Source organism: Pseudonocardia sp. TRM90224, from assembly GCF_021245725.1.
Classification (GTDB): domain Bacteria; phylum Actinomycetota; class Actinomycetes; order Mycobacteriales; family Pseudonocardiaceae; genus Pseudonocardia.
In genome coordinates this window covers 22,278-44,627 of record NZ_JAJGSX010000038.1, presented here as the reverse complement: position 1 = coordinate 44,627, position 22,350 = coordinate 22,278, and the positions used below count along the sequence as shown (strand labels likewise).

Genomic DNA, 22,350 nt, shown 5'->3' with positions numbered 1-22,350 from the left:
CGTGACCACGACGAGCTTGTACATCGATCCACGTTTCACCGGGCCGCCAGGCGCCGCGAACGGCGGGATCGCCTGTGGTGCGCTCGCCGGTGTGCTCGGCGGATCGGCCCAGGTGCGTCTGCGCCGGCCGGTGCCGGTCGGGCGGCCGCTGGACGTCCGCCACGACACCGACACCGACACCGACGGCGACGCGGTTGTTGTTGTCGACGACTCCGGTGAGGTGCTGGCCGGCGGGCGGCTCGTGCCCGATGCCGAGACGGACCTGTCGGTCCCGGCGGTGGTCGGCGCGCACGAGGCGGAGATCGCCGCGCAGCGGTCCAGCTGCGCGGCGGGTTCGGTGTTCCCCGAATGCTTCGTCTGCGGCAACGCGCGGGTGGTCGGCGACGGACTGCGGATCTTCGCCGGCAAGTTGCCGGGCCGCCGCATCTGGGCCGCACCGTTCGCGCCGCAGCCGTCGATCGCGGGTGTGGACGGGACGGTCGGGCCGGAGATGGTTTGGGCTGCGCTCGACTGCCCGACCGGCTTCGCCGCTGTGGAGGACGCCCTCGCGACCGGCGCGGTGCCCACCGGCTCGATCGTGGTGCTCGGTCGGATGCGCGCTCGGATCGCGCGGCTGCCGGTGGCCGGGCACACCTACCAGGTTGTCGCCTGGCCGATCGCCGTCGACGGGCGCAAGCTCTCGGCGGGCTCGGCGCTGCTCTCGTCGTCGGGAGAGGTGTTGGCCGCGGCCCGGACGGTCTGGGTCATCGTCCGCGAGCGGTCCGTCCGGTCCGTCCGGTCCGCCGACGCTGCGCTGTCGCCGACAGGTCCTCAGTGACCGCCGGCCGTCGCGGGGTGGCGCTGACCCCGATGGAGACGCGGGAGGACATCATCGTCCGCACCGCGCAGCTGGCCGACGAACTGGGCTATGAGGCGTTCTCGCTGCCGGAAGCATGGGGCCTCGACTCGACCGTCATGCTCAGCCGGATCGGGGTGCTCACACGCCGGATCACGCTGGTCGCCGGCGTCCTGTCGATCTGGGGCCGATCACCTGCCACGCTCGCGATGACCGCGACCACGCTGCACCGCAGCTGCGGTGGCAGGTTCGTCCTCGGGCTCGGCGCCAGCACCGCCGCGCTGGTCGAGGGATTCCACCGCGTGCCGTTCGAGCGTCCTGCCGCGCGGCTGCGCGAGACGACCAGCGAGATCAGGAACCTGGTCCGCGGTGGGCGGGCCGGCGCCCGCCCGGAGCTGGGTGCACGCCCGCTCGCCCTCGGCAGCCCCGATGCTCCCGACCTGCGGATCTGGCTCGCGGCACTCGGCAACCGCACGATCGAGGTGGCCACCGAGCTCGCAGACGGTTGGTTCCCGGTGTTCCAGTCCCGGTCCGCCATCTCCGAACGCGCCGCCGGGTTCACCCGGCCGATCGAGGTGATCGCCGGTCCGACGACGGTCGCCGCGTCCGATCCAGGAGCCGCGCGGGCCGCGGCCGCGGCGACGATCGCCTGGTACCTCTGCGCGATGGGCACCGACTACGCCGCGGCCGCGACCCGGCAGGGCCACGGCGCCGCAGTGCAAGCCGTCCTGGCCGCCAACCCGCGGCCGCACCCGCGCAACTGCGTGGTCCCACCCGAGGCGCAGGAGCTGATCGACGAGTTCACCGCAAGCGGGACCGAGGACGACGTCCGCGCCGCGCTCGCGGAATGGGACGAGGTCGCCGACCTCGTCATGGTCGGCCTGCCGCCGGGGCTGTGCTGGGACGACATCGAATCGACGCTGCGCGCCGCGGCCCCGGACCGACCCACGGTCCGCCGACCGCGTCTCCGCGGCAGTAACCCGAAGGACCTGATGTGACCCCATACGTCGTTCCGTCGATGTCGGTCGCCGTGCTCGGCACGCTCGAGGCGTGCGACGTCGGTGGCCGTCCGATCCCGCTGGAGGGGCTGCGCGTGCGCAGGCTCGTGGCGGTTCTGGTCGCGCATCGCGGCCAGATCGTGCGTGCGGAGACCCTCACGGAGAACGTCTTCGCCGGCAGGCCGCCACTGCACCCGGCCCCGGCGCTCTACAGCGTCGCGGCGCGGCTGCGTCGATCCGTCGGTGACGCCCTGGCCCGCGCGGCAGGCGGCTACGCCCTGAGCGCCCACACCGACGCCGCGGACTTCGAGGCGGCGTTGGCGGGCGCGGCCGAGACCGCGCACGGGCTCGGCAAGGCACTGGAGCTGTGGCGCGGGCCCGCCTACAGCGAGTTCCTCGACCTGCCGATGCTGGCCGCGGAGGCCGGGCGGCTCGAACTGCGCAGGCTCGACACCGTCGAGCGTCGCGCCGAGGCGCTCCAGGCCTGCGGCCGGGCCGCCGACGCCGTCGCCGAACTGGAGGTCCTGCTCCGCGAGCATCCCTTCCGGGAACGTGCCCACGCCGCGCTGATGCGCGCCCTCTACGCCACCGGCTGCCACAACGACGCGCTGCGCCACTACGCGCGGTACCGCCGGCTCCTCGCCGCCGAGCTCGGCCTCGAACCGACACCGGTGTTGCGCCAGCTCAACTGCGACATCCTCCGCCACGATGTCGTGAGCCCGGCCCTCGCAGCCTTTCGTGCCGATCAGGGCATCGCGATCGCGGGTTGAGATGGCGATACTGGGCGCCGGCTCAGCGGGGATCGTGGATCGAGGGATGGCGGACGATGTCGAAAGCGGATCTGTCGTTGACGCAGCGCCTCGTGACGGCGCTGCTCCCGGCCCGGTCGGCCGCGATCGAGGCCGAATCGCGCGAGTGGCGCACGTCGTGCGAATGCGGCCACGAGTTCTCCGTCTGGGACGCCGGCGGTGTCCGGTTCAAGGCCGCAGGATCACCGACCGTCGCGATCCGCTGCCCGAGCTGCCGCACGGTCGCCCGCCGCAGCCTGACCCGAACCCCGCCGGCGGGGTGAGCCGGTCGGGGGTCGCTCGTGCACAGGTTCGCCTCCCCGTGCACAGGTTCGAACTTGTGCACGGAGGTGCCAACCTGTGCACGAGCGCCGGCCGCCGGACCGCGGCCGGGCCCCGACCTACCTGCTCACTCCTTGATGCACCACGTCTGGCACACGCACTTCGGGGCGCCGCCGCTGCAGTAGACGCAGCGTTCCACCATGCGCTGCCCGGGGCAGCGGTCGCGGTTGCACTCGACGCTGCATCGGCGCCGGTCCGCGCTCGCGGTGGCGGCCGGGACGGCGATGCTCAGCAGCCTGTCGCTGATCAAGGCAATTACTCGCATTGCGGCCTCCTCGACGCACGATTCACCTGAATAGAATCAAAGTATCAGTGGGTAAGAGAGCTGACAAGTTGTGAAATCTTGCAATGGTCGCCCGTATTGTGCTTGATCGGTCGGGGTCCCACCCCGAGGATCATGCGCATGTATACGCCGCCCGAGTGGGTGACCGACGCCGAGGTGTGCGACGCGGTGCGGACGCACTGGCTGCCTGACGCGCAAACGGCGGTCAACCTCCCGGTCGGCTTCGGCGCCCACCACTGGAAGGTCGGCGACGGTGCAGGTCGCGCGGTGTTCGCGACGCTGGACGTGCTCGGCGACCGGCATTCGGCGTCATCACTGGAAGCGGCCTACGCCGGTGCGGCGGTGCTGGCGTCGGAGGGCGTGCGCTCGATATGGGCGGCGTTGCCGGCGAAGTCGGGGGCATTCACGGTCCCGCTCGCCAGGGGAGTCATCAGCGCGACCCGCTGGCTGGACGGGCGGACCCCCAGTCAGGAGGAGGCGGCGGCGCCCGCGCACGTCGTCGAGGTGCTGGCCGTGCTGGACGACCTGCACTCCCGCCGGCCGCCGCCCCGGATCCCGCGGTGGCGGTCGCGGGTCCCTGCCGACCTCGCTGATCAGCTCAGACGCAGGACCGCCGCACCGTGGACGAGCGGTCCGTTCGGCGAGGAGGCCCGCGCCGCCATCGCGGAGCGGATCGACGAGGTCGAGCGCTGGGCCCGCCAGCACCTTGCGCTGCTGGTCGAGGCTCGACGGGCCGGCGACATCTGGGTCGCCACCCACGGCGAGCCGCACTTCGCCAACCAGGTCGTCACACCGGAAGGGCTGTGGCTGGTCGACTGGGAGTCGCTGGCGCTCGCCCCGCGCGAGCGTGATCTCGTCGACCTCGTCGATATCGGGGCCGTGACCGCCCAGGCGTTGGGTGCGCGGGAGCCGATGCTCGAACTGTTCCGCCTCGACTGGCGGCTCTCGGAGATCGCCGAGTACGCGGGTTGGTTCGAGCGACCGCACGCCGGGAACGACGACGACCGGACGGCGCTCGGCGGGCTGCGCTGGGAGCTGCGCTCCTGAGGCCGATCAGGGGCGCAGGACGACCCGCCCGAGGTTGGCGCGCCCCTCCAGGATCCGGTGCGCCTGCGCGGCCTCGGCGAGCGGGAGCTCGACGTGCACGGCGGTGTTCAACCGTCCGGTCGCGATGAGCCGGCTGACGTCGTTCATGTCGCGGCGGGCGCCGGCCGGGTCCGCGCCCCGCAGCGCGAGCGTGGAGTACCCGGTGAGCGATCGGAGCGCGAAGACGCTGGTGATCGGAATGCTGGTCAGCTCGCCGCTCGCCGCCCCGTACGCGACGAGGCGGCCGCGCGGCGCCAGCAGGTCGATGCTGCGCAACATGGTCTCGCCGCCGACGGCGTCCAGCACGACGTCGACGCCGGCCGGTGCGACCTCGCGCACGCGGTCGGGCCAGTCGTCGGCGCTGTAGTCGATCGCGACGTCCGCGCCGTGCTCCCGGACGAAGTCGAGCTTGGCGGCCGAGCCCGCGGTGCCGATGACGGTGCCGGCGCCGAGCTCCTTGGCGATCTGCGTCGCGAGATGGCCGATGCTGCCCGCGGCCGAATGCACCAGGACGGTCTCGCCCTTGCCGATCGCCGCCGTCCGGAGGGTGCCGATCGCAACCGGTCCGGCGAGCGCCAGCATGCTGGCCGGGCCGGCCTCGACGCCGGCCGGCACCGGGACGAGCCACTCCGCATCGGCGACGACGTACTCGGCGAAGGCGTCCTCGACGAGCGTGGCGACGCGCTCACCGGTGCCTTCGACGGTTCCGACGACGTCGCCGGTGAGCAGGCCGGGCAGCGGGCGCTGGAAGATCGTCCCGGCCGAAGGGCCCCTGCGGAACTTGGTGTCGACGAAGTTCGCCCCGATCGCCTCCACCTTGATGCGGACCTGGCCGGCGGCTGGTGTGGGGATCTCGGCCTCCTCGACGGTCAGGACGTCCGGGCCCCCGTACTGGTAGTAGCGCACGCGTCGCACGAACGTCGCCTGCCTTCCGATAAAGTGGAGTAGCGGTCAAGTTCTGCTGAGAACGTACTGGACTGGCGGTCCACTTGTCGAGCCTGGAGGTTCCGTGCCCCATGAGCGGATGCGTGCCGACGCGCAGCGCAACCGGCGCGCGATCCTGGCGGCGACCGAGGAGCTGCTCGCCACCCATCGGCCCGAGCAGGTCTCGATGGAGGCGGTCGCTGTTGCGGCCGGCGTCGGGAAGGGCACGGTGTTCCACCGCTTCGGCAGCCGAATGGGGCTGATGGTGGAGCTCATGCGCGAGCGGGCGCAGTCGCTCGGCGACGCCGTCGAGACCGGCCCGCCGCCGCTGGGGCCGGGCGCGCCGCCGGGGGAGCGACTGCTCGCGTTCGTCGATGCCGTAGTGGGGCTGGTGGCGCGAAACAAGGGCCTGCTCGCCGCGCTCGGGCACGCGGCGACAACCACAACCGTCGGCCACGACGACTCCCACGACGCGCACCCGATCTACCGCGCCTGGCACGCCCACGTCGCGGCCCTCATCCGCGCGGAGCGCCCCGACCTCCCCGCCGACGTCGTGGCGCACGTCCTGCTCGCCGGCCTGCAGAGCGACCCGGTGCTCCAGCTGCTCAGCGCGGGCGAGGGTGCGCAGGTGGCGTCCGCGCTGCGGGTGCTGGTCGTCGGCCTGCTCGAGCACTAGTTGTTCAGGGCGCTCCTAGGTGCACAACTGAGGTTGTTGATATGATCGGCTGTGCGTGAAGGGGGAGCAGCATGGACGTCCCGAAGTACGAAACGGCGGTCGACAAGGCCATCCGGGAAGCCCAGGAACGTGGCGCCTTCGACAACCTGCCCGGCCACGGCAAGCCGTTGCGCGGCCTGGACCAGCCGCACGACGACAACTGGTGGCTGAACGACTGGATGAAGCGCGAGGGCGTCTCGATGGAGGCGCTGCTGCCGATGTCCATCCAGCTGCGGAAGGAGATCGACCGGCTGCCGGCCACTCTGCAGGGACTGCGCAGCGAGGCTGCGGTGCGGGATGCCGTCAACGAGCTGAACGGGCGGATCGTCGAGTTCATGCGGGCGCCGGAGGGGCCGGCGATCCCCATCCGGCGCGTGGACCTCGATGACGCGCTCGAACGCTGGCGCGCCGAGCGTCCCGCTGTCGCGCAGAAGGCCACGCCCGCACGGCCGGATGTGGCGGAGAAGCCCACGCGACCCAGATGGTGGCCCTGGCGCAAGCCTTGATCGGCCTAGGAGCGCCCTGAACAACTGGGACCTACTGGGGCGGCGTGAGCAGGCCCTGGACCGTTCGCTCGACCATGGCGGTCGCGGTTTCGTCGCCCAAGCGCAGAGATGTGTTTGCTGCGAGGAGCACGGCGTCGAGCTGGAACGCCGCGAGCTCGGGGTCGAGGTCGGCGATCTCGCCCTTTTCTGTGGCGTGCCGCAGCTCCGCGGCGAGCAGGCTGCGCCACTGCCGCTGCTGGCGGGCGAGCGCGTCGCGTACCGGGCCCGGCCGGCTGTCGAACTCGGCGAGGTTCGCCGCCCAGAAGCAGCCGCCGGCGAAGAGCGGCGTGCTGGCGTAGTCGACCCACCGCTCGACCAGTGCGCGCAGCCGCGCGACCCCGCGCTCGGCGGCGAGCGCCGGAACCACGACGGCGTCGTGGAACGCCTCGCCCGCGGCGGCGACCGTCGCGACCTGGAGGTTCTCCTTCGTGCCGAACAGCGTCTGGATCCCGCTCTTGCTGATGTCGAGGTCGGTGGCCAGCCGGCCGAGGCTCAACGCGGTGAGGCCGTCGAGTGACGCGATGTCGATGGCGTGCCGCAGCACCGTGTGTCGCGAACGGGCGCCGCGCAGCAGGCGCAGGTCGGTCGGGGGAGGGGTTGCCACGATCGCGAGGTTAACATACGGTCGTACGTATGCTTAGTGACCGGATGGTCGAGCTCGCCCGCCTGCTCGCTGATGCGAAGAGCCGGCAGGATGTGCCGGCGGCGATGCGCCTCCTGCACCACGACATGGTGCTGGAGACCCCTGCGTTCGGGACGGTCGCGCGGGGTCCCGAGGCCAACGAGCGAGCGCTGATCCGCTTCTTCGGCTCGTTCCCCGACTACAGCGTGGTGATCGAGGGGCAAGCGGCGGCCGGCGAGGAGCTGGTCTGCTGGGGCACCGTGCGGATGACCATGACCGGCGACCGGTTCGGCGTGGCCCCGAACGGCGCACGCGCCGAGCTGCCGGTGTTCATCCGCTTCGAGTTCCGCGACGACCTGATCGTCCGCGAGCGGTTCCACTTCGACCTCTCGGTGCTGTGCGCCCAGTCCGGGGTCTCGACCGACGCGGTCCGGCGCACCCTGTTCGGAGTGGCGGCATGACCGCGGACCCGCGGGTCCGCAACGTCGCCGCGATCACGACGGAGCACCTGTTCGACATCGTCGTCGACCTGGATCCGCCCCTGCGGACCGGTGGTGGCCGCACGTTGTTCGGCGCCGCCGGTGGCTCGTTCGACGGGCCGCGGCTGCGGGGTGAGGTGATCGCCGGTGGCGGCGACTCGGCGGTTTTCCGTCCGGACGGCACGATGGAGCTGGACGTCCGGCTGACGCTGCGCACCGACGCCGGCGAGCTCATCTCGATGACCTACGGCGGCCGCTGGGCCGTCCCCCAGCAGGTGCGGGCGGATCTTGCGGACCCGGCCACCCGGCACCTCGTCGACCCCGGCCGCTACTACTTCCGCACCACCCCGCTGTTCGCGACCGGCGCGCCGGGCTGTGCGTGGTTGAACGACGCCGTGTGCGTCGGGTCGGGCTACCTGGTGGAGGGTGGGGTGGCCTACCACGTGGTCCGGGTGCTGTGAGGCCGGTCGGTCCGGTCAGCCGGGCGTCGCGGCAGTGTCCGAGACGAGCCGCCCGCCGACGGCCGTGTGCTCGTCGTGGTGGAAGTGGAAGTTGACCTGGACGGCATCGCGGTGGTGCTCGGCGACGATCCGCGCGACGACGTCGGTGACGCCGGCCGCGAGGCGTTCGATGATCTGCTTGAAGTCGGGGTGCGACAGCGCGATGGCGCGGACGCCGAAGTCGACGATCGGGGGCGGGTCGGTGCGGACCTGCCCGCCCACCGCCCAGCGGCCGGCCGGGACCGCGAGCAGCTGGACGACGGCCAGTTCGCGGGCCCACTCGCCGTAGACTTCCGCGACGACGTCGGTCAGCCCGTCGATCAGGGCCGCCTCCCGGCCCGCTACCTGCTCCTCGACGACATGAAGGGTCACGTGCGGCACAGCGTCCTCCTCCTGCGACCTGGGCTTACCTTTGGTCGCAAATTAGCTTTGAGATCAAAGATAATCCGGAGGAGCGGCCCGTGTCCAGCCCGATGACGCTCGACGACGCCGTCCGCGCGATGTTGCTGTTGCTGCCGCGGCTGGTCGGCCGCACGAAGCGGCTCCCGCTGCCGGAACAGCTGCGTGCGCTCGACCTGGCGCCCCGCCACCTCTCGTTGCTCGCCTATCTGCAGTTCGACGGTCCGCAGACGGTCTCGCAGCTGGCCGAGCGGCTCGAGGTCGCGCCCACGACGGTCAGTCTGATGGTCGCCGACCTCTCCCGCGCGGGCGTGCTCGTCCGCACCGAGGACGAGGCCGACCGCAGGCGTCGGATCGTCGGCATCGCCCCCGAGCACGCCGACATGATCGACGCGTCCCTGGCTACGAGTGCCCGCGCCTGGACCCGCGCGCTGGAAGGCGTCTCCGCGGAGCAGCGCCGAACGGTGGTAGAGGTCCTCCGGACCTTCGAGGAAGCGCTGGGCCCCGAAGCAGGTTGAGCGTCGACAACGACGTTTTGGCTGATGTTGGCGCTAACAAACCGCCAGAACGTCGTTGTCGACGGTGTCGGGCGGCGCAGCGTAACTCTGACGGGGATTCCTGCGAATAGAGCAACGTGCGCAGTGGCGATCCGGGGGAGCCACCGGAGAACGTCTTCGATCCAGCCCTTTACCACGAATCGGTCGTCCGACCGCTGCGCGCAACTCCGCGCCGCATTCCGAACGACCTCCGGGTCAGGTACGCGATTTCCGGCCAACCGGAGCGGGACGCGCTGCGCGCGCACCTCGCCGCGGTTGTCGGCTACTGGCGCGAGCGGTTGGACCGGCACGACTATTCGCGCGCCGTGTACGCCCAGCTGGTCGCCGCCCATGAACGGCTGGAGGCCGATCCCGCGGTCGACCTCGGGGCGCCGCTGTTCTGGGCGAGGTACCGGGCACCCGCGCCGGACACGGCGCACCAGGAGGCGCCGGCCATCCCGCCGCCGGTGATCGCCGACTCCCCGGCCGAACCCGAGCTGGCGCCTCCGGTCGCGGTGGCGGTGCCGCACCGCGGGCTCGACGTCCGGGCGCGACGCCAGGGCGCAACGGTGGTCCTGACCTGGCTGTGGCCGCCCTGGGCGACGGAGGCGCTCGTCGAGTGGGATGGCAACCGCCGCGCCACGAGCCTGAGCTCGTACCGCACGTCCGGGCGCTGGAGCGTCGAGCTCGGCCCGCTGATCGCCGACATCGCCGTCGAGTTCACGGTGGCCGTCCGCGGCCCCACCGAGGAGCATCGTGCCTGGTCGGAGGCCGAGACGGTGATGGTCCCCGGCCCGCGCGGCCGCGTCGGCTACACGGTGACGAGGTTGCGGGGCCGGACATATCGGATCGAGTTCCACGCCGACCGACCCGTGGCCGCGGAATGCCGATTCATCAGCGGGTTCGCTGCGACGGACTTCTTGCCGTGGTCGGCCGAGATGTGCACGAGAACGTTCGAGACCGCGTATTTGATCAACGATCGGACGTCGGTCGAGTTCACCCTGAACAGGGACGAGAAAGCCGGCTTCGTCCGGGCATTCCTGGTCGACGACGGCAGCGCCGACGTCGAGCTCATCGACCCGCCGATAGAGACGTTGAGGATCCGGTGAAGCTGCTGACCTGCCCTTATTGCTACCATGAGCAGGACCCGCGCAGGCTGCTCTTCGTCTGCACCGGACAAGGCGCCCCGGGACGGTCGGGGTGCGACCCGGTCAGCGACGCCGACCGGCAGCGCGAGACGGGGTTCGGCGGCGCGGCGATGCCGGTCTTCCAAGCGGCCACCACCCGCAACCGGCAGGCCGAGGGCATGTGCCCGAACGACGGCTCGTGGTCGCGCAAGCGGGCCTGCCGGCAGTGCCACACCCCCATCCCGCCGACGCTCGTGCGGCGGCCCAGCCCGGTCATCGGGATGGTGGGCGACATCGCCGCAGGCAAGACCGTCTACCTGACGGTGCTGAAGCGTGAACTGCGAGCGGAGGTCGGCGAGCGGTTCAAGGCCGACGTCGCCGTCGTCGGGGAGCACCAGCCCGGCCTGCTCTCCATCGAGGAGTACATCCGGCAGTTCGAGCGCGCGCTCTACGACGACAAGAAGCTGCCCGGCCGGACCCCGCCGCCGCAGGGCCGCGCCCGCGTCCCGCTGCTGCTGGAGTGGCGCCACCCGACCCGGGGGTGGATCGCGCGGAAGAGCACGCCGTCGACGATCCTGCCCTTCTGCGACGCGGCGGGCGAGGACCGGGTGGTGGAGGTCCGGCAGCGCTACATGCGTTCCGCGGGCGGCCTCATCCTGCTGCTCGACCCGTACCAGCTCCCGCAGGTGCGCGACCGCGTCGGGAAGCTGCCGGAAGACCTTGCCGAGCCCGCTCCGCTGCTCGACACCGTCGTCGCCGGTGTCACGCAGGTCATCAGGACCCACCCCGACCGGCCGATCACGGTGCCCGTGGCGGTGGTGCTGGCCAAGCTCGACGTGTTCGACGAGCTGCTCGGCGAGGGGCACTTCCTGCGCCGTGCCGAACCGCGCCGGGTCCCCGCGTACGACGAGGACTTCGGGCAGCAGATGCACGGCCACGTCAAGTCGTTGCTGCACCAGTACGGCGGCGCGGACCTCGTCACGCACTTCACCTACAACTACGCCAACTTCAGGTTCTTCGCGGTGTCGTCGCTCGGCGCGCTGCCCGACTACGAGCGGCTGCGGGTGGACGAGCGCGGCGTCCAGCCCCGGTACGTCGCCGAGCCGCTGCTCTGGTTGATGAGCCGGCGGGGGATCATCAAGCAGGTCGACGGTGGGTGACTTCGGGTCGCTGCACTACACCGGCTGCCGGGCGGGCGAAGGCCTGCTCGGCATCGCCGGCCTGCAGTTCCGTGCGGTCTCCGACGGGGTGACGCCCCAGCACATGACGTTGGTCGAGCGGAACTGCCTGTACGAGCCCGCCGAGGAGTGGATGCGCCAGCGCATCCCGGCCGGCGACCATCCGCCGTCGTTCGCCCACACCGCGAGCGGCGGGCTCGCCACCGCGACAGGCGTCTACCTCGGCGCGGAAGGCGCGGGATCGCGCGAGGGCAACCACCACACGCACGCGATCGTCACCGACGACCTCGACACGTACGGGCAGGTCCGGCCGGCCCAGCTCTGGCGCTCGGAGATCTGGGTGACCGACCCGGGGCCGGCGGAGTGGACGGGGCCGACCCGCTGCCGCCGGGTGCCCGGCGACCCGACGCCCGGACCGATGAACCCGGAGTACCTGCAGGCCTGGACGGCCGCGCAGCCCGACGGCCACGCCGTGCTGGCGGCCGTCCACACCGCGCTCGTCGCGGCGTGCAACGGGGGCAAGCGCGTCCTGTTCGTGTCGTCGGATCCGGAGCCGGTCATCGCGTGGATCGCCGCCGCCACGCTGCTCATGCCGCGCCGGGACGCCTTGCGCGTCGGGTTCAAGGTGTTCGCGGCGAACCCTGAGTACGGCTCGCACGAGGCCGTGGCCGTGCACCCGGACTGGGCGGGCTCGCACCGCGACACCACCACCGAGACGGCGTTCGTGGTGTTCGACCTCGAGGCGGGCACCCGGTCGCCGCTGGTCGTGGGCGCCGCGGGGGAGTTCTGGGCCGCTCGGTTCCTCGCCGCGGGGGCGGGGGAGGTGGACAGCTACGACGTCCTCGACGCGATCGAGCTGAGCGGTCAGCTGCCGGAGACCCCGCCGGGGCAGGAGGGCATCGCCCGGATCGTCGCCGCGGCCGTCGTGCTGCGCGAGGCGGTCCACCGGGAGTGGGCCGACCCCGTTCTGCGCTGGCTGTCGAGCCGCTGGCGGGAGTTCGACGACCACCTGCTCGGCGAGCTGGTGCCGCGCCTGCTGGACGCGCCCCTCAGCGCGGAGAACCTCGCGGCGCTCGACGTGATCGCCGCGAGCGCGCGCCGCCGCCCGGTCGGCGAGCTGATCACGTGGCAGGTGTTCGCCCGTTCGCTCGCCGACGCGACCGGCCGCCGACTTCCGGCGCCCGCGAGCGTCGAGCAGGCCACCGAGATGGTCGAGCAGGTGCTCGCCGACGCCGATCCGACCACGCTGGCCGACGTGCTCGCGCTTGCCGTGCGCCACGGCCTGCGGCCGCGCTCGGCCAGGTTCCCCGGCGCGTTGCAGCGGTTCGCGCACTGGTGGGCCGAGACCGGCGACCAGCAGATCGAGGTCGACCGGTGGCCCTGCGCCGCGGAGCTGCTCGACCTGACGCGCGACGCGCTGACCCAGCGGGTGCTGGCCTCGCCGCCGTCGACGGTCGACGCGCTCGGCACGCTCTGGTGGCCGCGGCTGCTGCAGACGTTCCGCGACCCGCACAACCCGCTCGACGTCGCACTCGCGACCGCCGCGATCCGCTCGGGCGAGCCGGAGGCGGCGCGCTGGACCCGGGACGTCCTGCGGATGTCGCTGGGCAGGTCGGGGCGGCCCGACTCGGTCATGCAGGCGGTGCGGATCCTGCATCCCGACCGGCTGCCGGCCGTCGCCGACCTGCCCGAGCTGTTGACGATGACGACTCCCGAGGCGGGGATCGACGCCGCGACCGCGCAGCTGGTCGAACGGCTGCTCGCCGAGCACGCCCGCCTCGACCGGCCGGCCGTGCTCGTGCTGGACCGGCTGACGGAGCTCGGCCGCTCGCCGCAGAGCGACAAGGTCCGCGGCTGGCAGCGGCAGATCGAGCGGATGCGGGAGATCGTCACGCAGGTCGCCGGATGGCCGGGGGAGCTGGACGCCCTCGAGGCCGCCGTCGTCATCGGGGTGGCGGCGCAGATCAGGAAGCAGGACGTCCCGGTCGTGGAGAGCGCTGTCCCCGAGCTCGTCGAAGCACTGCGGGCGCCCCACCCCTCCGCAGCGGCGGTGCTGGTGACCGAGATGGACAAGACGCGCCGCCGGTACGTGCAATCGCGCCTCGCCGAAGTGCTCGCGAACGCGCCGGACGACCGGACCATCGCGACGGCGTTCCTGGTGGCCGTCCACCAGACCCCGCCGAACGAGAACCTGCTGGATGCGGTGACCGCGAGGCGCAAGGCGATGACCGTCGCCGACGCCACCGCGGTCGCCGACCTGCTCGCACCGCACGAGCAGAAGGTCTGGTGGGCGATGGGCGAGAAGCGGTCCCGGTTCGGGAAGCTCATCCGGTGGCGGCCGTCGTGAACGGCGGGCAGGAATACGTCATCGGCGGCCTGGTGGCGATCGTGGTGACCGCGGTGCTGGTCGTCCCGATGCTGCTCGTCGTCGTCCCGCTCGGCCTGCTGCTCGGCACGTTCGGCTCGCTCGCGATCATCGTCGCCCGGCTGGCGACGGGCGCCGCGCCGACCCCGCGGCCGGTCGACGACGCCGTTGCCGCCGACCCCGTCGAGGGCACCCCGGGCGACGAGCCGGCATGGCGCAGCTACCTCGGCGCGCAGGCGATCGGCGACGCCCGCGACGCGGGTACCCACGTCAAGCGGGCAGCGTCGCGGCTGTGGGACGGGGTGCGCGAGTTGCGCGACAACGCCGGCTACACCGAGTTCCCCGACAGCGCGGTCGTGGCGCCCTTGTGGCTGGTCCCGTTCGGGTTCGGGGTCGCGACCACAGCCGGAGCGGCGGTCGGCTCGGCGGCATCGGGCGTCGTCGTCGGCGGCGTCACCGGGACGATGTGGACGGCGCACCGGGCCGCGGCGGGCGCCCTGCGCCTCGGCAGCACGCTCGACACGCGCCGCCGGGGTGCCGGCGCCACGTGTGTGAACCCGGAGTGCCTCGGTCACACGACCACACCGATCGTGCAGTGCCGGTGCGGGCGGTTCCACCGCACGTTGCGGCCGGGGGCGTTCGGGGCGTTCCGGCGGCGGTGCGTCTGCGGGGCGTTGCTGCCGACGACCATCGCCGGTGCGGTCGCGCGCGGCCGGCTCGCCCTGCGCTGCCCCTGGTGCAACGACGAGCTGCCGCCCGGATCGATGATCGACCGGAACGTCCGTCTCGTGGTCACCGGCGCGCCGGGCTCGGGCGTGTCGACGCTCGCCGACGCGGGCCTGCACGCCGTCATGGAGACGGTCACGTCGAGCGGCGGATCGGTGTCTCGCACCGCAGGTGCCACCGGGGCTGCGACCCGGTGTACGGCCGCGCGGCTCGTATGGGGCAGGCGCGCCGCGGTCGTCACCGTGCTCGACGCCCCCGGCGCTGTCGTGGCGTCGGACGTCGAGCTCGCCCGGCTGCACCTGCTCCGGGACGTGAGCGGGATCGTGCTCGTCATCGACGCGACGGCGCTGCCGCGGCCCGCGTCGAAACTGGGTGACGGACCGGGTGCGGACCCCGAGATCACCTACCGCACGATCGCCGGCCGGTTGCGCGACGACGGCGTCGACCTGCGGAAGCTGCCGCTCGCGATCGCTCTCAGCAAGGCCGACCAGCTCGACGCCGTCCTGCCGGGACGTGGGCCCGCCCCCGGATCCGCGGGCGTCCAGGACTGGCTCGCGCGGCAGGGGCAGCGATCGCTGGTCGCCGCCGCGGAACGCGACTTCGGGGCGGTGCGCTACTACCTGACCAGCGCCGACGGCGAGTCCGACCGCTCGCCGGGTGCCGTCGTGGCCTGGCTGCTGCGCCGGGCGGGCGTCCGGGTGCCGACATGATGAGCGAGGAACGGGCGATCAAGGCGGTCGTGAAGCCGGCTGCGCCGGAGCGGGCCGGGCGGGCGCCCTGGACCTACTCCGCGGTCAGGATCACGGCGGCGGCCTCGATCGTGCTCGTCGTCGCGGCCGGGGCGTGGCTGCTCGTCGACGCCGGCGCGGGGGCGTGGGTGGTCGGACTCCTCACCGGCTACCTGGACATCCTCTGGCCGTTCAACTGAACGGGGCACGCGACGTGCGGCCGCCTAGCATGGGCCGGTGGCGCTCAGTGTTGATCACGCGATCGCGCGGGCCGCGCTGCTCGGTGAGCTCGACCGGTTCGTCGAGGTCGTCGCGGCGCTGAGCGACCACGAGCTGCTCGCCGCCAGTCGGTGTCACGGTTGGGCGGTGCTCGACGTCGTCGTCCACGTGCGCACGGGGCTGCAGGAGATGGTCGGCGGTGTGGTCGCCGCGATCGATCGGGCCCCCGACCGCGATGCTGCCACGTACTGGAGCATCGAGCTGCCGTCGACGGACGGCTCCGCCGACGAGGTCGACCGGATCCTCTGGACACGGCGGACCGCGTCGGCCTACCGGCGCCCGGCCGGCGCGCTGGAGCACCTGCGCATTGCCGCCGACGCGGTGCGGACCTCTGTCGCGCGGATGCCGGAGGGGTCGGTGTCGTTCCAGGGTCACGTGCTCGCCGGCGGCGACTTCCTCGCGACGTGGGCGGTCGAGCTCGCGGTGCACCACCTCGACCTCGGTCGCGACCTCGACGTCCCGGCCCCGACCCCCGAGTCGCTCGCCCTCGGGCGCGCGACCGTCGAGGCGCTGGCCGGCTCTCCGCTCCCGGACGCCTGGACCGACGAGGACTGCTTGCTGATCGGCAGCGGCCGCACGACGCCGCGGGATCCGGGCGGGCAACTCGCGCAGCGCATGCCCGTGCTGGGGTAGTCGCCCGGTCGAGGCGCCGCGGGCCCGAGGGGATTGCGACGCGAGTGGGGCGACGCCGACAATGCGCTGGCCCCGCGGATGGAGACGCCTGTGCCCGACCGGATGTTCGGCCCGTACCGCCTTGAGGTGTTGCTCGGGCGGGGCGGGATGGGTGAGGTCTGGCGGGCGTACGACACCAGCCACAACCGGGTGGTCGCGATCAAGCTGCTGCTCGAGTCGCTCTCTCGCGACGACGACTACCGGGCCCGGTTCGAGCGCGAGGCCCGCGTTGCGGCCGGGCTGACCGAGCAGCACACCATCCCGATCCACCGGTACGGGCACATCGACGGCCACCTCTACATCGACATGCGGTACGTCGAGGGGGAGGACCTCGGCGCGCTGCTCGCCAGGACGGGCCGGCTCGATGCGGCGCGTGCGATCGGGATCGTCGGGCAGGTTGCCGCCGCGCTCGACGCCGCGCACCGCGCGGGGCTCATGCACCGGGACGTGAAGCCGGCCAACGTGCTGCTCGCGACCACCGCGCCGGGCGACCCGGACGCCGTCTACCTCGCCGACTTCGGGATCGCCCGCGCCATCTCCCCGGAGACGTCCGGGCGGCTGACGCTGACCGGCAACGCCGTCGGCTCGCCCGCGTACATGGCGCCGGAGCGGTTCACCTCGGGCACCGTCGACCACCGCGTGGACGTCTACGCGCTGGGTTGCATGCTGTTCGAGTGCCTGACCGGCACGAAGCCGTTCACCGCCGACGAGTTCATCGCGCTGCTCTACCAGCACGCCAACCAGGTGCCGCCGCGGCCGAGCGAGATCGTTCCCGGGTTGCCGGCCGAGCTGGACGACGTCGTCGCGACCGCGCTGGCGAAGCAGCCCGAGAATCGCTACGCGAGTGCCGGCGCGCTTGCCGCCGCCGCCCGCCGGGCGTCGGAGCAGGCCGGGCCGCAGGTGATCCCGCCGGTCCAGGAACGGCCCGCGCCGGCCGGGACGGACGCCCGGGTCGACACCCCACCGCCCCGGACGCCGACCCCGCAAACCCGCAGGGCCGACACCCCACCGCCCCGGACGCCGACCCCGCAACCGGCCCGCAAGGCCGACACCCCACCGCCCTGGGCGAACGATCCGGTCCCGCCGCGGTGGGAGGCCGATCCGGTCCCGCCGTCGTGGGCGCCCGACCCGTCCCCACCCAGGGGCACGGGTCAGCAACCCTTTCGGGCCGATCCCCCGCCACGGGCGGCGCACCTGCCGGAGCAGCCCACCCGGCCGACCCCCACCGACCGGATCCACGCGGAGCCGCGCCGGGCCGTCGTCCCGCCGCCGTACGTCGAAGACATCCCGCCCCCGCAGGCCGGGCGCCCTCGCCGCGGACGCGCCGCCATCGCCATCGGCGGCACTCTCGTGCTGGCCATCGGTGTCATCGTCGCGATCAACAGCTTGCCCGCAGGGCCGACGACCGGCGGGACCCCGCCGGCGTCCGCGGCGCCGGCGTCCGCTGTGCAGGCCGACGCGGGCGCGCCGACCACCCTGCCCATCACCGTCCCCGGTGCCGTGCCGCAGGTCTCTGCGGTCGCGGCCGCGCAGCTGGAGGGCCGCCCCGTCGTGGTTGCCGCAGGCGGCACGTATGGCGAGTCCGCCGACAAGGTGCAGGTGTTCGACCTCGCCACGAACCAGCCTGTCGGAAGCCCGATCGGCGGCCCCTCCAAGGGGCTCAACGGGCTGGCCATCGGCCAGCTCGACGGCCGGCCGGTGATCGTCGGGGGTAGCCAGGACACCACCCTGTGGGTGTGGGACCTGGCCACGGGCCAGCAGCTCGGTGAGTCGTTCACCGGGGAGATCGGAATCATCAGCGCGGTGGCGACGGCGCAGCTGGGCGACCGCCCGGTGGTGGTCTCGGCCAGCGGCTGCTCGGGGTGCGAGCCCGACAACCCCGACACGATCCGGGTCTGGGACCTGGCCACCCACCAGCAGATCGGCCAGCCGATCATCAGCGAAGGTCTGAACAACATCGTCGTGACGCAGCTCGACGGCCGACCGGTCGTCGTCGGGGCGAGCTACCCCAACAAGATCGGGGTGTGGGACCTGGGCACCCGGCAACCCGTCGGACGCCAGCTCGCGCTGCCCAGCGGGGACATCGGGGCGCTCACCGTCGGGCAGCTGGACGGCCGGCCGGTGATCATCGCCGGGAACCGGTCCCCGCAGGATGCGGTGCCGGGCGGCAACGTCGTGCAGGTGTGGGAGCTGGCCACCGGGGCGTTGCTGGGGGAGCCGATCACCGGGCATCCCAATGGGCTCGCGAAGCTCACCACGACCGAGCTCGACGGTCGACCGATCATCGTCTCGGCGGGCGTCGACAATACGATCCGGCTCTGGGACCTGCGCACCCACGAGCCCATCGGCAGGCCCGTCACCGTCCCGGTCGCAGCCGACGACCAGATCACCGGGCTGACCGTCGCGCAGTCCGGCGGGCGCTCGCTGCTCGTCGCGGGGGCGTACAACAGCAACGTCATGGTGTGGGACCTGGCCGCGATCGCAGCCGGACAGTAGCCGGCCTGGTCTACGGAGCAGACCCACCAGCCATCGACAACGACGTTATGGCTGTTTGTGAGCGCTAACAACAGCCAAAACGTCGTTGTCGACACCCAAGACCGGTCTGCGCCAATGGCACGACCCCGACCATCCCGGAGACTTGCCCGCCCGGCGAGGGCGCCCTTAAAAGACCGCAAGCACCAAGACCAACCGGACCACCCGCCCGCAACCAGCCATTGCAGAACCCGGCCCGAGACATGATCACTATCTACAACGGCAGTACTAGGCCGTCGGGTCGACCGAGATGCCGCGCAACAGCGTCTCCACCAGCGCCGTGTAGTGCGCCTCGAAATCGGTGACGAAACCGATCCCACGCAGCTGCACGCTGAGGGCCCCGTGGCACGACGCCCAGAACCGCTGCGCCATCTCGACCGGGTCGCCCTGGACGAAGGTGTTCTCGGCGACGCCGAGCCGGATCGCGACGACGAGCCGGTCGAACGCCGTCCGGGCCGACTCCATGGCGATCGCCGACGGCCCGAAGTCGGGCACGGGGGCGTCGAACATGAGGCGGTAGACAGCGGGGTTGGCCAGCGCGAACTCGCGGTAGCGGGCCATCCCGGCGGCGATGTCGGCCCGCACGTCGTCGCTGCCGGCCGGGCCCACCGCGGCCGCCAGCTCCTCGAACCCCTGCCGGAACAGCTCGTCGACGATGCCGTTCTTCGACCCGAACCGCTTGTAGACGCCCATGGGCGCGACACCGGCGCGCGCGGCGATGTCGCGGACGCCGAGCGCCGCGGGGCCGCCCTCGTCGAGGAGCTCCCGCGCGGCACGCAGCAGCGCCTCCCTGACCTCGAGAGTCGGGGTGCGGTGTCGGGTCATGCGCCCCGGGACCCCGGGGTGGTGGTTACGAGCACGGATGCCATGTAATCACGCAAACCGGGCAGGTCATGCCGGCACCACCGCGTCCGGCAGTTTGCGCACCGCGGCAAGACCCTCGGCGGACAGCGCGTACTCCTGCAGCGGCTGCCGCAGACGACGGCTGAACAAGCTGCGCACGATCCTGGCGATGATCCACGGGGCGACGGCGCTCTTCGGCGGCGCGAGCATGAAGATGATGCCGAGGTAGACGGCGGTGAGCTCGGGGTCGTGCACGGCCGCGCGCAGCAGCAGATCCATGTAGCGGCGCCCGATCGGCGCGACGAGGCCGAGCCGGGCCCCGGTCATCCGGACGTCCGCCCAGCGCAGGTCCTCGCTCGTGGCGACGAACCACGGCGCGGCGACGTTCTTCGCGAGGTCGGCCTGGAACGCCTGCGCGAAGTCCGCCGACCGGCCCCCCTCGCTGCGCCGCAGCGCCTCGGCCAGCACCAACGCGTCCATGGCCGCAACGGTCATGCCTTGCCCGTAGATCGGGTTGAACGCGCAGGCGGCGTCGCCGGTGACCACAAAACCCGTCGGCATCCGCTTCAGCTTCTCGAACCGGCGCAACCGGTTGGTCGGCGTGCGGTACCCGCGGATCGGGCTAACCGGCTTGGCCACCCTGATCGCCTCGTAGATGGTCGGGTCGGCCAGCTCGCCCGCCATTCGGAGGAACGCCGCGTCGTCGGGCGCTCCGGCGCCCTCGGCGGGTAGCCGGTCGCCCAGCACCTGACCGACCGTCACGTGCCACAAATTGTTCTCGACGCACAGCAGGAGGCCCGCGCGCGGGTTGTCCGGCGACCGCCCGTTGATGAGCACGCTCAGCCACTCGTCGGGGAACCCGGCGGGCCGCTCGAAGAACCGCGAGGCGTAGCTCAGTCCGGTGTTCACGACGTCCTCGGGGACGTCGCCGCAGCCCAGCTCCCGGAGCCAGTCGGGCGCCTTGGAGCTGCGACCGCTGCAGTCGATCACCAGGTCGGCGGGGACGACGTCGGGGCCGTCGGCGTCGCCGCGGTGCCGCAGCCGAACGCCGCTCACGCCGGCCCCGTCCGCCTCCAGCCCCACGACGTCGGCGCCCTGCAGGAACCGGACCTGCGGGAGCGCCGCGAGCCGCCGGCGGATGGTCCATTCGAGGAGGAACCGGCTGAACATCACGAACTCGCCGGGCGAGGGGAGCGCCGGCAGCGGTCCGGCCGGCGACACGACGACGGCGCCGACGCCCTTCGCCACGGTCGCACCGGCGGCGCGCAGGTCGTCGCCGATGCCGGGGAACAGCCCGTGGACGATCTCGTGGCCGCGCGGGAGCAGGCCGTGCGCGTGGTGGGACTGCGGGGTGCCCTTGCGGTGGTCGGGCCGCTCCGGGAAGCGGTCGCGATCGATCACCGTCACCTGCTCGAAGTGCTCGGTCGCGACCCGCGCGGCCAGCAGGCCGGCCATTCCGGATCCGATGACCACGGCGTGGCGCCCCTGCTCGGGCGGCCCGTCGTAGCTGCGGAGTACTGGCTCTTCCGGCATGTTCTCCCCCTGAAAGCACGGTGTTCCAGAACTAAAGAACAACGTACTATTGTGTTCCAGGGGCGTCAACGAGCCGGGGTGCGCCATCATGGCGCGGTGAATGCCACGGGCTACTGGCTCGCCGACGCAGAGGAGCAGCACGCCGCAGCCCCGCGCACGTTCTTCATCCCGACACCGGAGACCAGGCGCTCGCTCCAGGTCGGTCGGCTCGTGAAGCTCCTGTTCATGTGCGTCCCTCGCGCCATCGACGGTCAGACGCTCGACGCCGAGCGGATGTGGGTCGAGGTGCTGGCCGTTGATGCCGACGGGCGCTACCGCGGACGGCTCGCGAACGTCCCGATCGTGATGCCCGGGCTGAACTACGACGACATCGTCGAGTTCGGACCGGAGCACGTGATCGCGACCGATGTCGGCGCCGACGAGATCGGGTACGAGCCGGGGGAGTGGGCGCACATCGACGCCCGGGTCATGAGCGAGGACCGTGCTCCCGAGCGTGTCGTGCGCGCCCAGCCGGCAGATCTGCCAGCGCCGATGTGGTTCGTCTCGCTCGCCGACATGCCGCCGGTGGATCGCGCGACCGCGACGCTCACCGAGCTCACCGATCGGTGGCCGGAGCTGGAGGCCGTCTTCAGTGCCGGCTCGGGCGCGTGGGAACGAGCGGAAGACGGGACATATCGGCCGAGGTGAACAGGAGGGAGTGCTCGGTCATCGGGTGCCGGCCACCCACGCGGCGATCTCCGCGTGCAGCTCGGCTGCTTCGCTGTCGGTCCGGCCGTAGCTGTTGACCACGACGTGCGGGGACGGGCCGCCGTCGGCCGAGCCGACTATCGCCAGCTGGACGTCGCCCGAGCCGCGGACGATCACCGTGCGCTGATGTGCCGACCGCGCCCACTCCTCGTGCGGCCACTGCGGTTCGGTCGTCGGCGCGCCCCCCGTCATGAACGTGTGCCGTTGGCCCTCGGGCTGCTCGGCGACGACGAAGCGCAGCTGCTCGAGGAACGTCACCCAGCCTTCGTCGATCTCCATGCCGTGCGCTTCGGCCTCGGTGATCCGGGAGAGGTGTAGCTCGGTCTCCGACCCGATCTCGGCCAGCGCCATGCGGTGGTCGCCGATGACGACGCTGCGGCCGTCGTCCTCGACGGTGCTGAACCCGCCCGACAGTCCCACGATCTCGCTCTCGAACTCGGGACCGTGCCAGCCGAACCACCGGCGCAGCAGCTCGGGCTCGCGCAGGTGCCGCCACACGGTGTCCGGTGCGGCCGGCATCCGGAAGGTGGCGCTGAAGGTCGTTCCTTTTGTCTGCATTGCGCCACCG

The 22,350-nt window shown here is 72.4% G+C and carries 25 protein-coding genes; 18 read left to right on the top strand and 7 right to left on the bottom strand.

Translation table 11 applies throughout. The features are described 5' to 3' along the window. Window position 1 precedes the first annotated feature (1 nt). Genes LL648_RS45530 through LL648_RS34595 form a run of 4 tightly spaced genes read left to right on the top strand, consistent with a single transcriptional unit; the run spans window position 2 to window position 2,905 of the window. Window positions 2-817: a hypothetical protein gene (locus tag LL648_RS45530; RefSeq protein WP_232667038.1), complete on the top strand. Its 816-nt coding sequence runs from the start codon at window positions 2-4 to the stop codon at window positions 815-817. Then, on the top strand, window positions 814-1,833 hold the full coding sequence (locus LL648_RS34605) for an LLM class flavin-dependent oxidoreductase (protein ID WP_232667037.1): 1,020 nt from the start codon (window positions 814-816) through the stop codon (window positions 1,831-1,833). Before LL648_RS45530 ends, LL648_RS34605 begins: the two co-directional genes overlap by 4 nt. Further along, on the top strand, window positions 1,830-2,603 hold the full coding sequence (locus LL648_RS34600; protein ID WP_232667036.1) for an AfsR/SARP family transcriptional regulator: 774 nt from the start codon (window positions 1,830-1,832) through the stop codon (window positions 2,601-2,603). The genes LL648_RS34605 and LL648_RS34600 overlap by 4 nt, the downstream gene beginning before the upstream one ends. A 56-nt stretch (window positions 2,604-2,659) precedes the next feature. Then, the gene (locus LL648_RS34595) at window positions 2,660-2,905 is read left to right on the top strand and encodes a hypothetical protein (RefSeq protein ID WP_232667035.1); all 246 of its coding nucleotides are present in this window, start codon (window positions 2,660-2,662) and stop codon (window positions 2,903-2,905) included. Window positions 2,906-3,030: 125 nt separating this feature from the next. On the opposite strand, the gene LL648_RS34590 is transcribed toward LL648_RS34595, so the two are convergent. Beyond that, complete coding sequence (locus tag LL648_RS34590) at window positions 3,031-3,228, bottom strand: hypothetical protein (protein ID WP_232667034.1); 198 nt, start codon at window positions 3,226-3,228, stop codon at window positions 3,031-3,033. 138 nt (window positions 3,229-3,366) lie between these two features. Here LL648_RS34590 and LL648_RS34585 point away from each other — a divergent pair, with 138 nt between their 5' ends. Further along, entirely contained in the window at window positions 3,367-4,293 is a 927-nt protein-coding gene (locus LL648_RS34585; protein ID WP_232667033.1) for a phosphotransferase family protein, read from the top strand. A gap of 6 nt (window positions 4,294-4,299) precedes the next feature. On the opposite strand, the gene LL648_RS34580 is transcribed toward LL648_RS34585, so the two are convergent. Next, the gene (locus LL648_RS34580) at window positions 4,300-5,247 is read right to left on the bottom strand and encodes a quinone oxidoreductase family protein (RefSeq protein ID WP_232667032.1); all 948 of its coding nucleotides are present in this window, start codon (window positions 5,245-5,247) and stop codon (window positions 4,300-4,302) included. Between the two features lie 94 nt (window positions 5,248-5,341). Between LL648_RS34580 and LL648_RS34575 the strand changes: the two genes are divergently transcribed. Both LL648_RS34575 and LL648_RS34570 read left to right on the top strand, forming a co-directional pair. Next, on the top strand, window positions 5,342-5,932 hold the full coding sequence (locus LL648_RS34575; protein ID WP_232667031.1) for a TetR/AcrR family transcriptional regulator: 591 nt from the start codon (window positions 5,342-5,344) through the stop codon (window positions 5,930-5,932). 71 nt (window positions 5,933-6,003) lie between these two features. Beyond that, window positions 6,004-6,477 carry a J-domain-containing protein gene (locus LL648_RS34570; protein ID WP_232667030.1) on the top strand — a complete coding sequence of 158 codons (474 nt, stop codon included), beginning with the start codon at window positions 6,004-6,006 and terminating at the stop codon, window positions 6,475-6,477. A gap of 31 nt (window positions 6,478-6,508) precedes the next feature. On the opposite strand, the gene LL648_RS34565 is transcribed toward LL648_RS34570, so the two are convergent. Beyond that, window positions 6,509-7,120 (bottom strand): TetR/AcrR family transcriptional regulator, encoded by a 612-nt coding sequence (locus LL648_RS34565; protein ID WP_232667029.1) that lies wholly within the window; start codon window positions 7,118-7,120, stop codon window positions 6,509-6,511. 29 nt (window positions 7,121-7,149) lie between these two features. On the opposite strand from LL648_RS34565, the gene LL648_RS34560 reads away from it, so the two are divergent. Next, window positions 7,150-7,599, top strand: a complete 450-nt coding sequence (locus LL648_RS34560) for an ester cyclase (protein ID WP_232667028.1) — start codon at window positions 7,150-7,152, stop codon at window positions 7,597-7,599. Further along, window positions 7,596-8,078, top strand: coding sequence for a DUF3237 domain-containing protein (locus LL648_RS34555; protein WP_232667027.1), 483 nt, complete (start codon window positions 7,596-7,598; stop codon window positions 8,076-8,078). The genes LL648_RS34560 and LL648_RS34555 overlap by 4 nt, the downstream gene beginning before the upstream one ends. Before the next feature lie 15 nt (window positions 8,079-8,093). Here LL648_RS34555 and LL648_RS34550 read toward each other — a convergent pair whose 3' ends face one another. Further along, on the bottom strand, window positions 8,094-8,498 hold the full coding sequence (locus LL648_RS34550) for a tautomerase family protein (RefSeq protein ID WP_232667026.1): 405 nt from the start codon (window positions 8,496-8,498) through the stop codon (window positions 8,094-8,096). Between the two features lie 92 nt (window positions 8,499-8,590). Between LL648_RS34550 and LL648_RS34545 the strand changes: the two genes are divergently transcribed. From LL648_RS34545 to LL648_RS34510, 8 genes are all read left to right on the top strand, one after another. After that, window positions 8,591-9,034, top strand: coding sequence for a MarR family winged helix-turn-helix transcriptional regulator (locus LL648_RS34545; protein WP_232667062.1), 444 nt, complete (start codon window positions 8,591-8,593; stop codon window positions 9,032-9,034). A gap of 116 nt (window positions 9,035-9,150) precedes the next feature. Beyond that, window positions 9,151-10,161 (top strand): hypothetical protein, encoded by a 1,011-nt coding sequence (locus LL648_RS34540; RefSeq protein ID WP_232667025.1) that lies wholly within the window; start codon window positions 9,151-9,153, stop codon window positions 10,159-10,161. After that, window positions 10,158-11,339, top strand: a complete 1,182-nt coding sequence (locus LL648_RS34535) for a zinc ribbon domain-containing protein (RefSeq protein WP_232667024.1) — start codon at window positions 10,158-10,160, stop codon at window positions 11,337-11,339. Before LL648_RS34540 ends, LL648_RS34535 begins: the two co-directional genes overlap by 4 nt. Next, the gene (locus LL648_RS34530) at window positions 11,332-13,704 is read left to right on the top strand and encodes a GTPase-associated protein 1-related protein (RefSeq protein WP_232667023.1); all 2,373 of its coding nucleotides are present in this window, start codon (window positions 11,332-11,334) and stop codon (window positions 13,702-13,704) included. The genes LL648_RS34535 and LL648_RS34530 overlap by 8 nt, the downstream gene beginning before the upstream one ends. After that, window positions 13,689-15,158, top strand: coding sequence for a GTPase domain-containing protein (locus LL648_RS34525; RefSeq protein WP_232667022.1), 1,470 nt, complete (start codon window positions 13,689-13,691; stop codon window positions 15,156-15,158). Before LL648_RS34530 ends, LL648_RS34525 begins: the two co-directional genes overlap by 16 nt. After that, window positions 15,155-15,376 carry a hypothetical protein gene (locus tag LL648_RS34520; RefSeq protein WP_232667021.1) on the top strand — a complete coding sequence of 74 codons (222 nt, stop codon included), beginning with the start codon at window positions 15,155-15,157 and terminating at the stop codon, window positions 15,374-15,376. The genes LL648_RS34525 and LL648_RS34520 overlap by 4 nt, the downstream gene beginning before the upstream one ends. Window positions 15,377-15,413: 37 nt before the next feature. Continuing rightward, window positions 15,414-16,088, top strand: a complete 675-nt coding sequence (locus tag LL648_RS34515) for a maleylpyruvate isomerase N-terminal domain-containing protein (protein WP_232667020.1) — start codon at window positions 15,414-15,416, stop codon at window positions 16,086-16,088. Window positions 16,089-16,178: 90 nt separating this feature from the next. Then, window positions 16,179-18,623, top strand: a complete 2,445-nt coding sequence (locus LL648_RS34510; RefSeq protein ID WP_232667019.1) for a protein kinase domain-containing protein — start codon at window positions 16,179-16,181, stop codon at window positions 18,621-18,623. Between the two features lie 264 nt (window positions 18,624-18,887). On the opposite strand, the gene LL648_RS34505 is transcribed toward LL648_RS34510, so the two are convergent. After that, complete coding sequence (locus LL648_RS34505; protein WP_232667018.1) at window positions 18,888-19,484, bottom strand: TetR/AcrR family transcriptional regulator; 597 nt, start codon at window positions 19,482-19,484, stop codon at window positions 18,888-18,890. 66 nt (window positions 19,485-19,550) lie between these two features. Further along, window positions 19,551-21,035 (bottom strand): FAD-dependent oxidoreductase, encoded by a 1,485-nt coding sequence (locus tag LL648_RS34500; RefSeq protein WP_232667017.1) that lies wholly within the window; start codon window positions 21,033-21,035, stop codon window positions 19,551-19,553. A 96-nt stretch (window positions 21,036-21,131) separates the two neighbouring features. On the opposite strand from LL648_RS34500, the gene LL648_RS34495 reads away from it, so the two are divergent. Continuing rightward, window positions 21,132-21,722, top strand: a complete 591-nt coding sequence (locus tag LL648_RS34495) for a hypothetical protein (RefSeq protein ID WP_232667016.1) — start codon at window positions 21,132-21,134, stop codon at window positions 21,720-21,722. Window positions 21,723-21,740: 18 nt separating this feature from the next. Here the strand turns inward: LL648_RS34495 and LL648_RS34490 are convergent, their stop codons facing one another. Next, window positions 21,741-22,340: a hypothetical protein gene (locus LL648_RS34490; protein WP_232667015.1), complete on the bottom strand. Its 600-nt coding sequence runs from the start codon at window positions 22,338-22,340 to the stop codon at window positions 21,741-21,743. Between the last annotated feature and the right edge of the window lie 10 nt (window positions 22,341-22,350).

Excerpts from the sequence above, each read along its gene's own strand:
- LL648_RS34505 (WP_232667018.1), bottom strand. The coding sequence starts at position 19,484 with ATGACCCGACACCGCACCCCGACTCTCGAGGTCAGGGAGGCGCTGCTG.
- LL648_RS34585 (WP_232667033.1), top strand. The coding sequence starts at position 3,367 with ATGTATACGCCGCCCGAGTGGGTGACCGACGCCGAGGTGTGCGACGCG.
- LL648_RS34500 (WP_232667017.1), bottom strand. The coding sequence starts at position 21,035 with ATGCCGGAAGAGCCAGTACTCCGCAGCTACGACGGGCCGCCCGAGCAG.
- LL648_RS34590 (WP_232667034.1), bottom strand. The coding sequence starts at position 3,228 with ATGCGAGTAATTGCCTTGATCAGCGACAGGCTGCTGAGCATCGCCGTC.
- LL648_RS34555 (WP_232667027.1), top strand. The coding sequence starts at position 7,596 with ATGACCGCGGACCCGCGGGTCCGCAACGTCGCCGCGATCACGACGGAG.
- LL648_RS34570 (WP_232667030.1), top strand. The coding sequence starts at position 6,004 with ATGGACGTCCCGAAGTACGAAACGGCGGTCGACAAGGCCATCCGGGAA.
- LL648_RS34490 (WP_232667015.1), bottom strand. The coding sequence starts at position 22,340 with ATGCAGACAAAAGGAACGACCTTCAGCGCCACCTTCCGGATGCCGGCC.
- LL648_RS34560 (WP_232667028.1), top strand. The coding sequence starts at position 7,150 with ATGCTTAGTGACCGGATGGTCGAGCTCGCCCGCCTGCTCGCTGATGCG.
- LL648_RS34595 (WP_232667035.1), top strand. The coding sequence starts at position 2,660 with ATGTCGAAAGCGGATCTGTCGTTGACGCAGCGCCTCGTGACGGCGCTG.
- LL648_RS34520 (WP_232667021.1), top strand. The coding sequence starts at position 15,155 with ATGATGAGCGAGGAACGGGCGATCAAGGCGGTCGTGAAGCCGGCTGCG.
- LL648_RS34545 (WP_232667062.1), top strand. The coding sequence starts at position 8,591 with ATGACGCTCGACGACGCCGTCCGCGCGATGTTGCTGTTGCTGCCGCGG.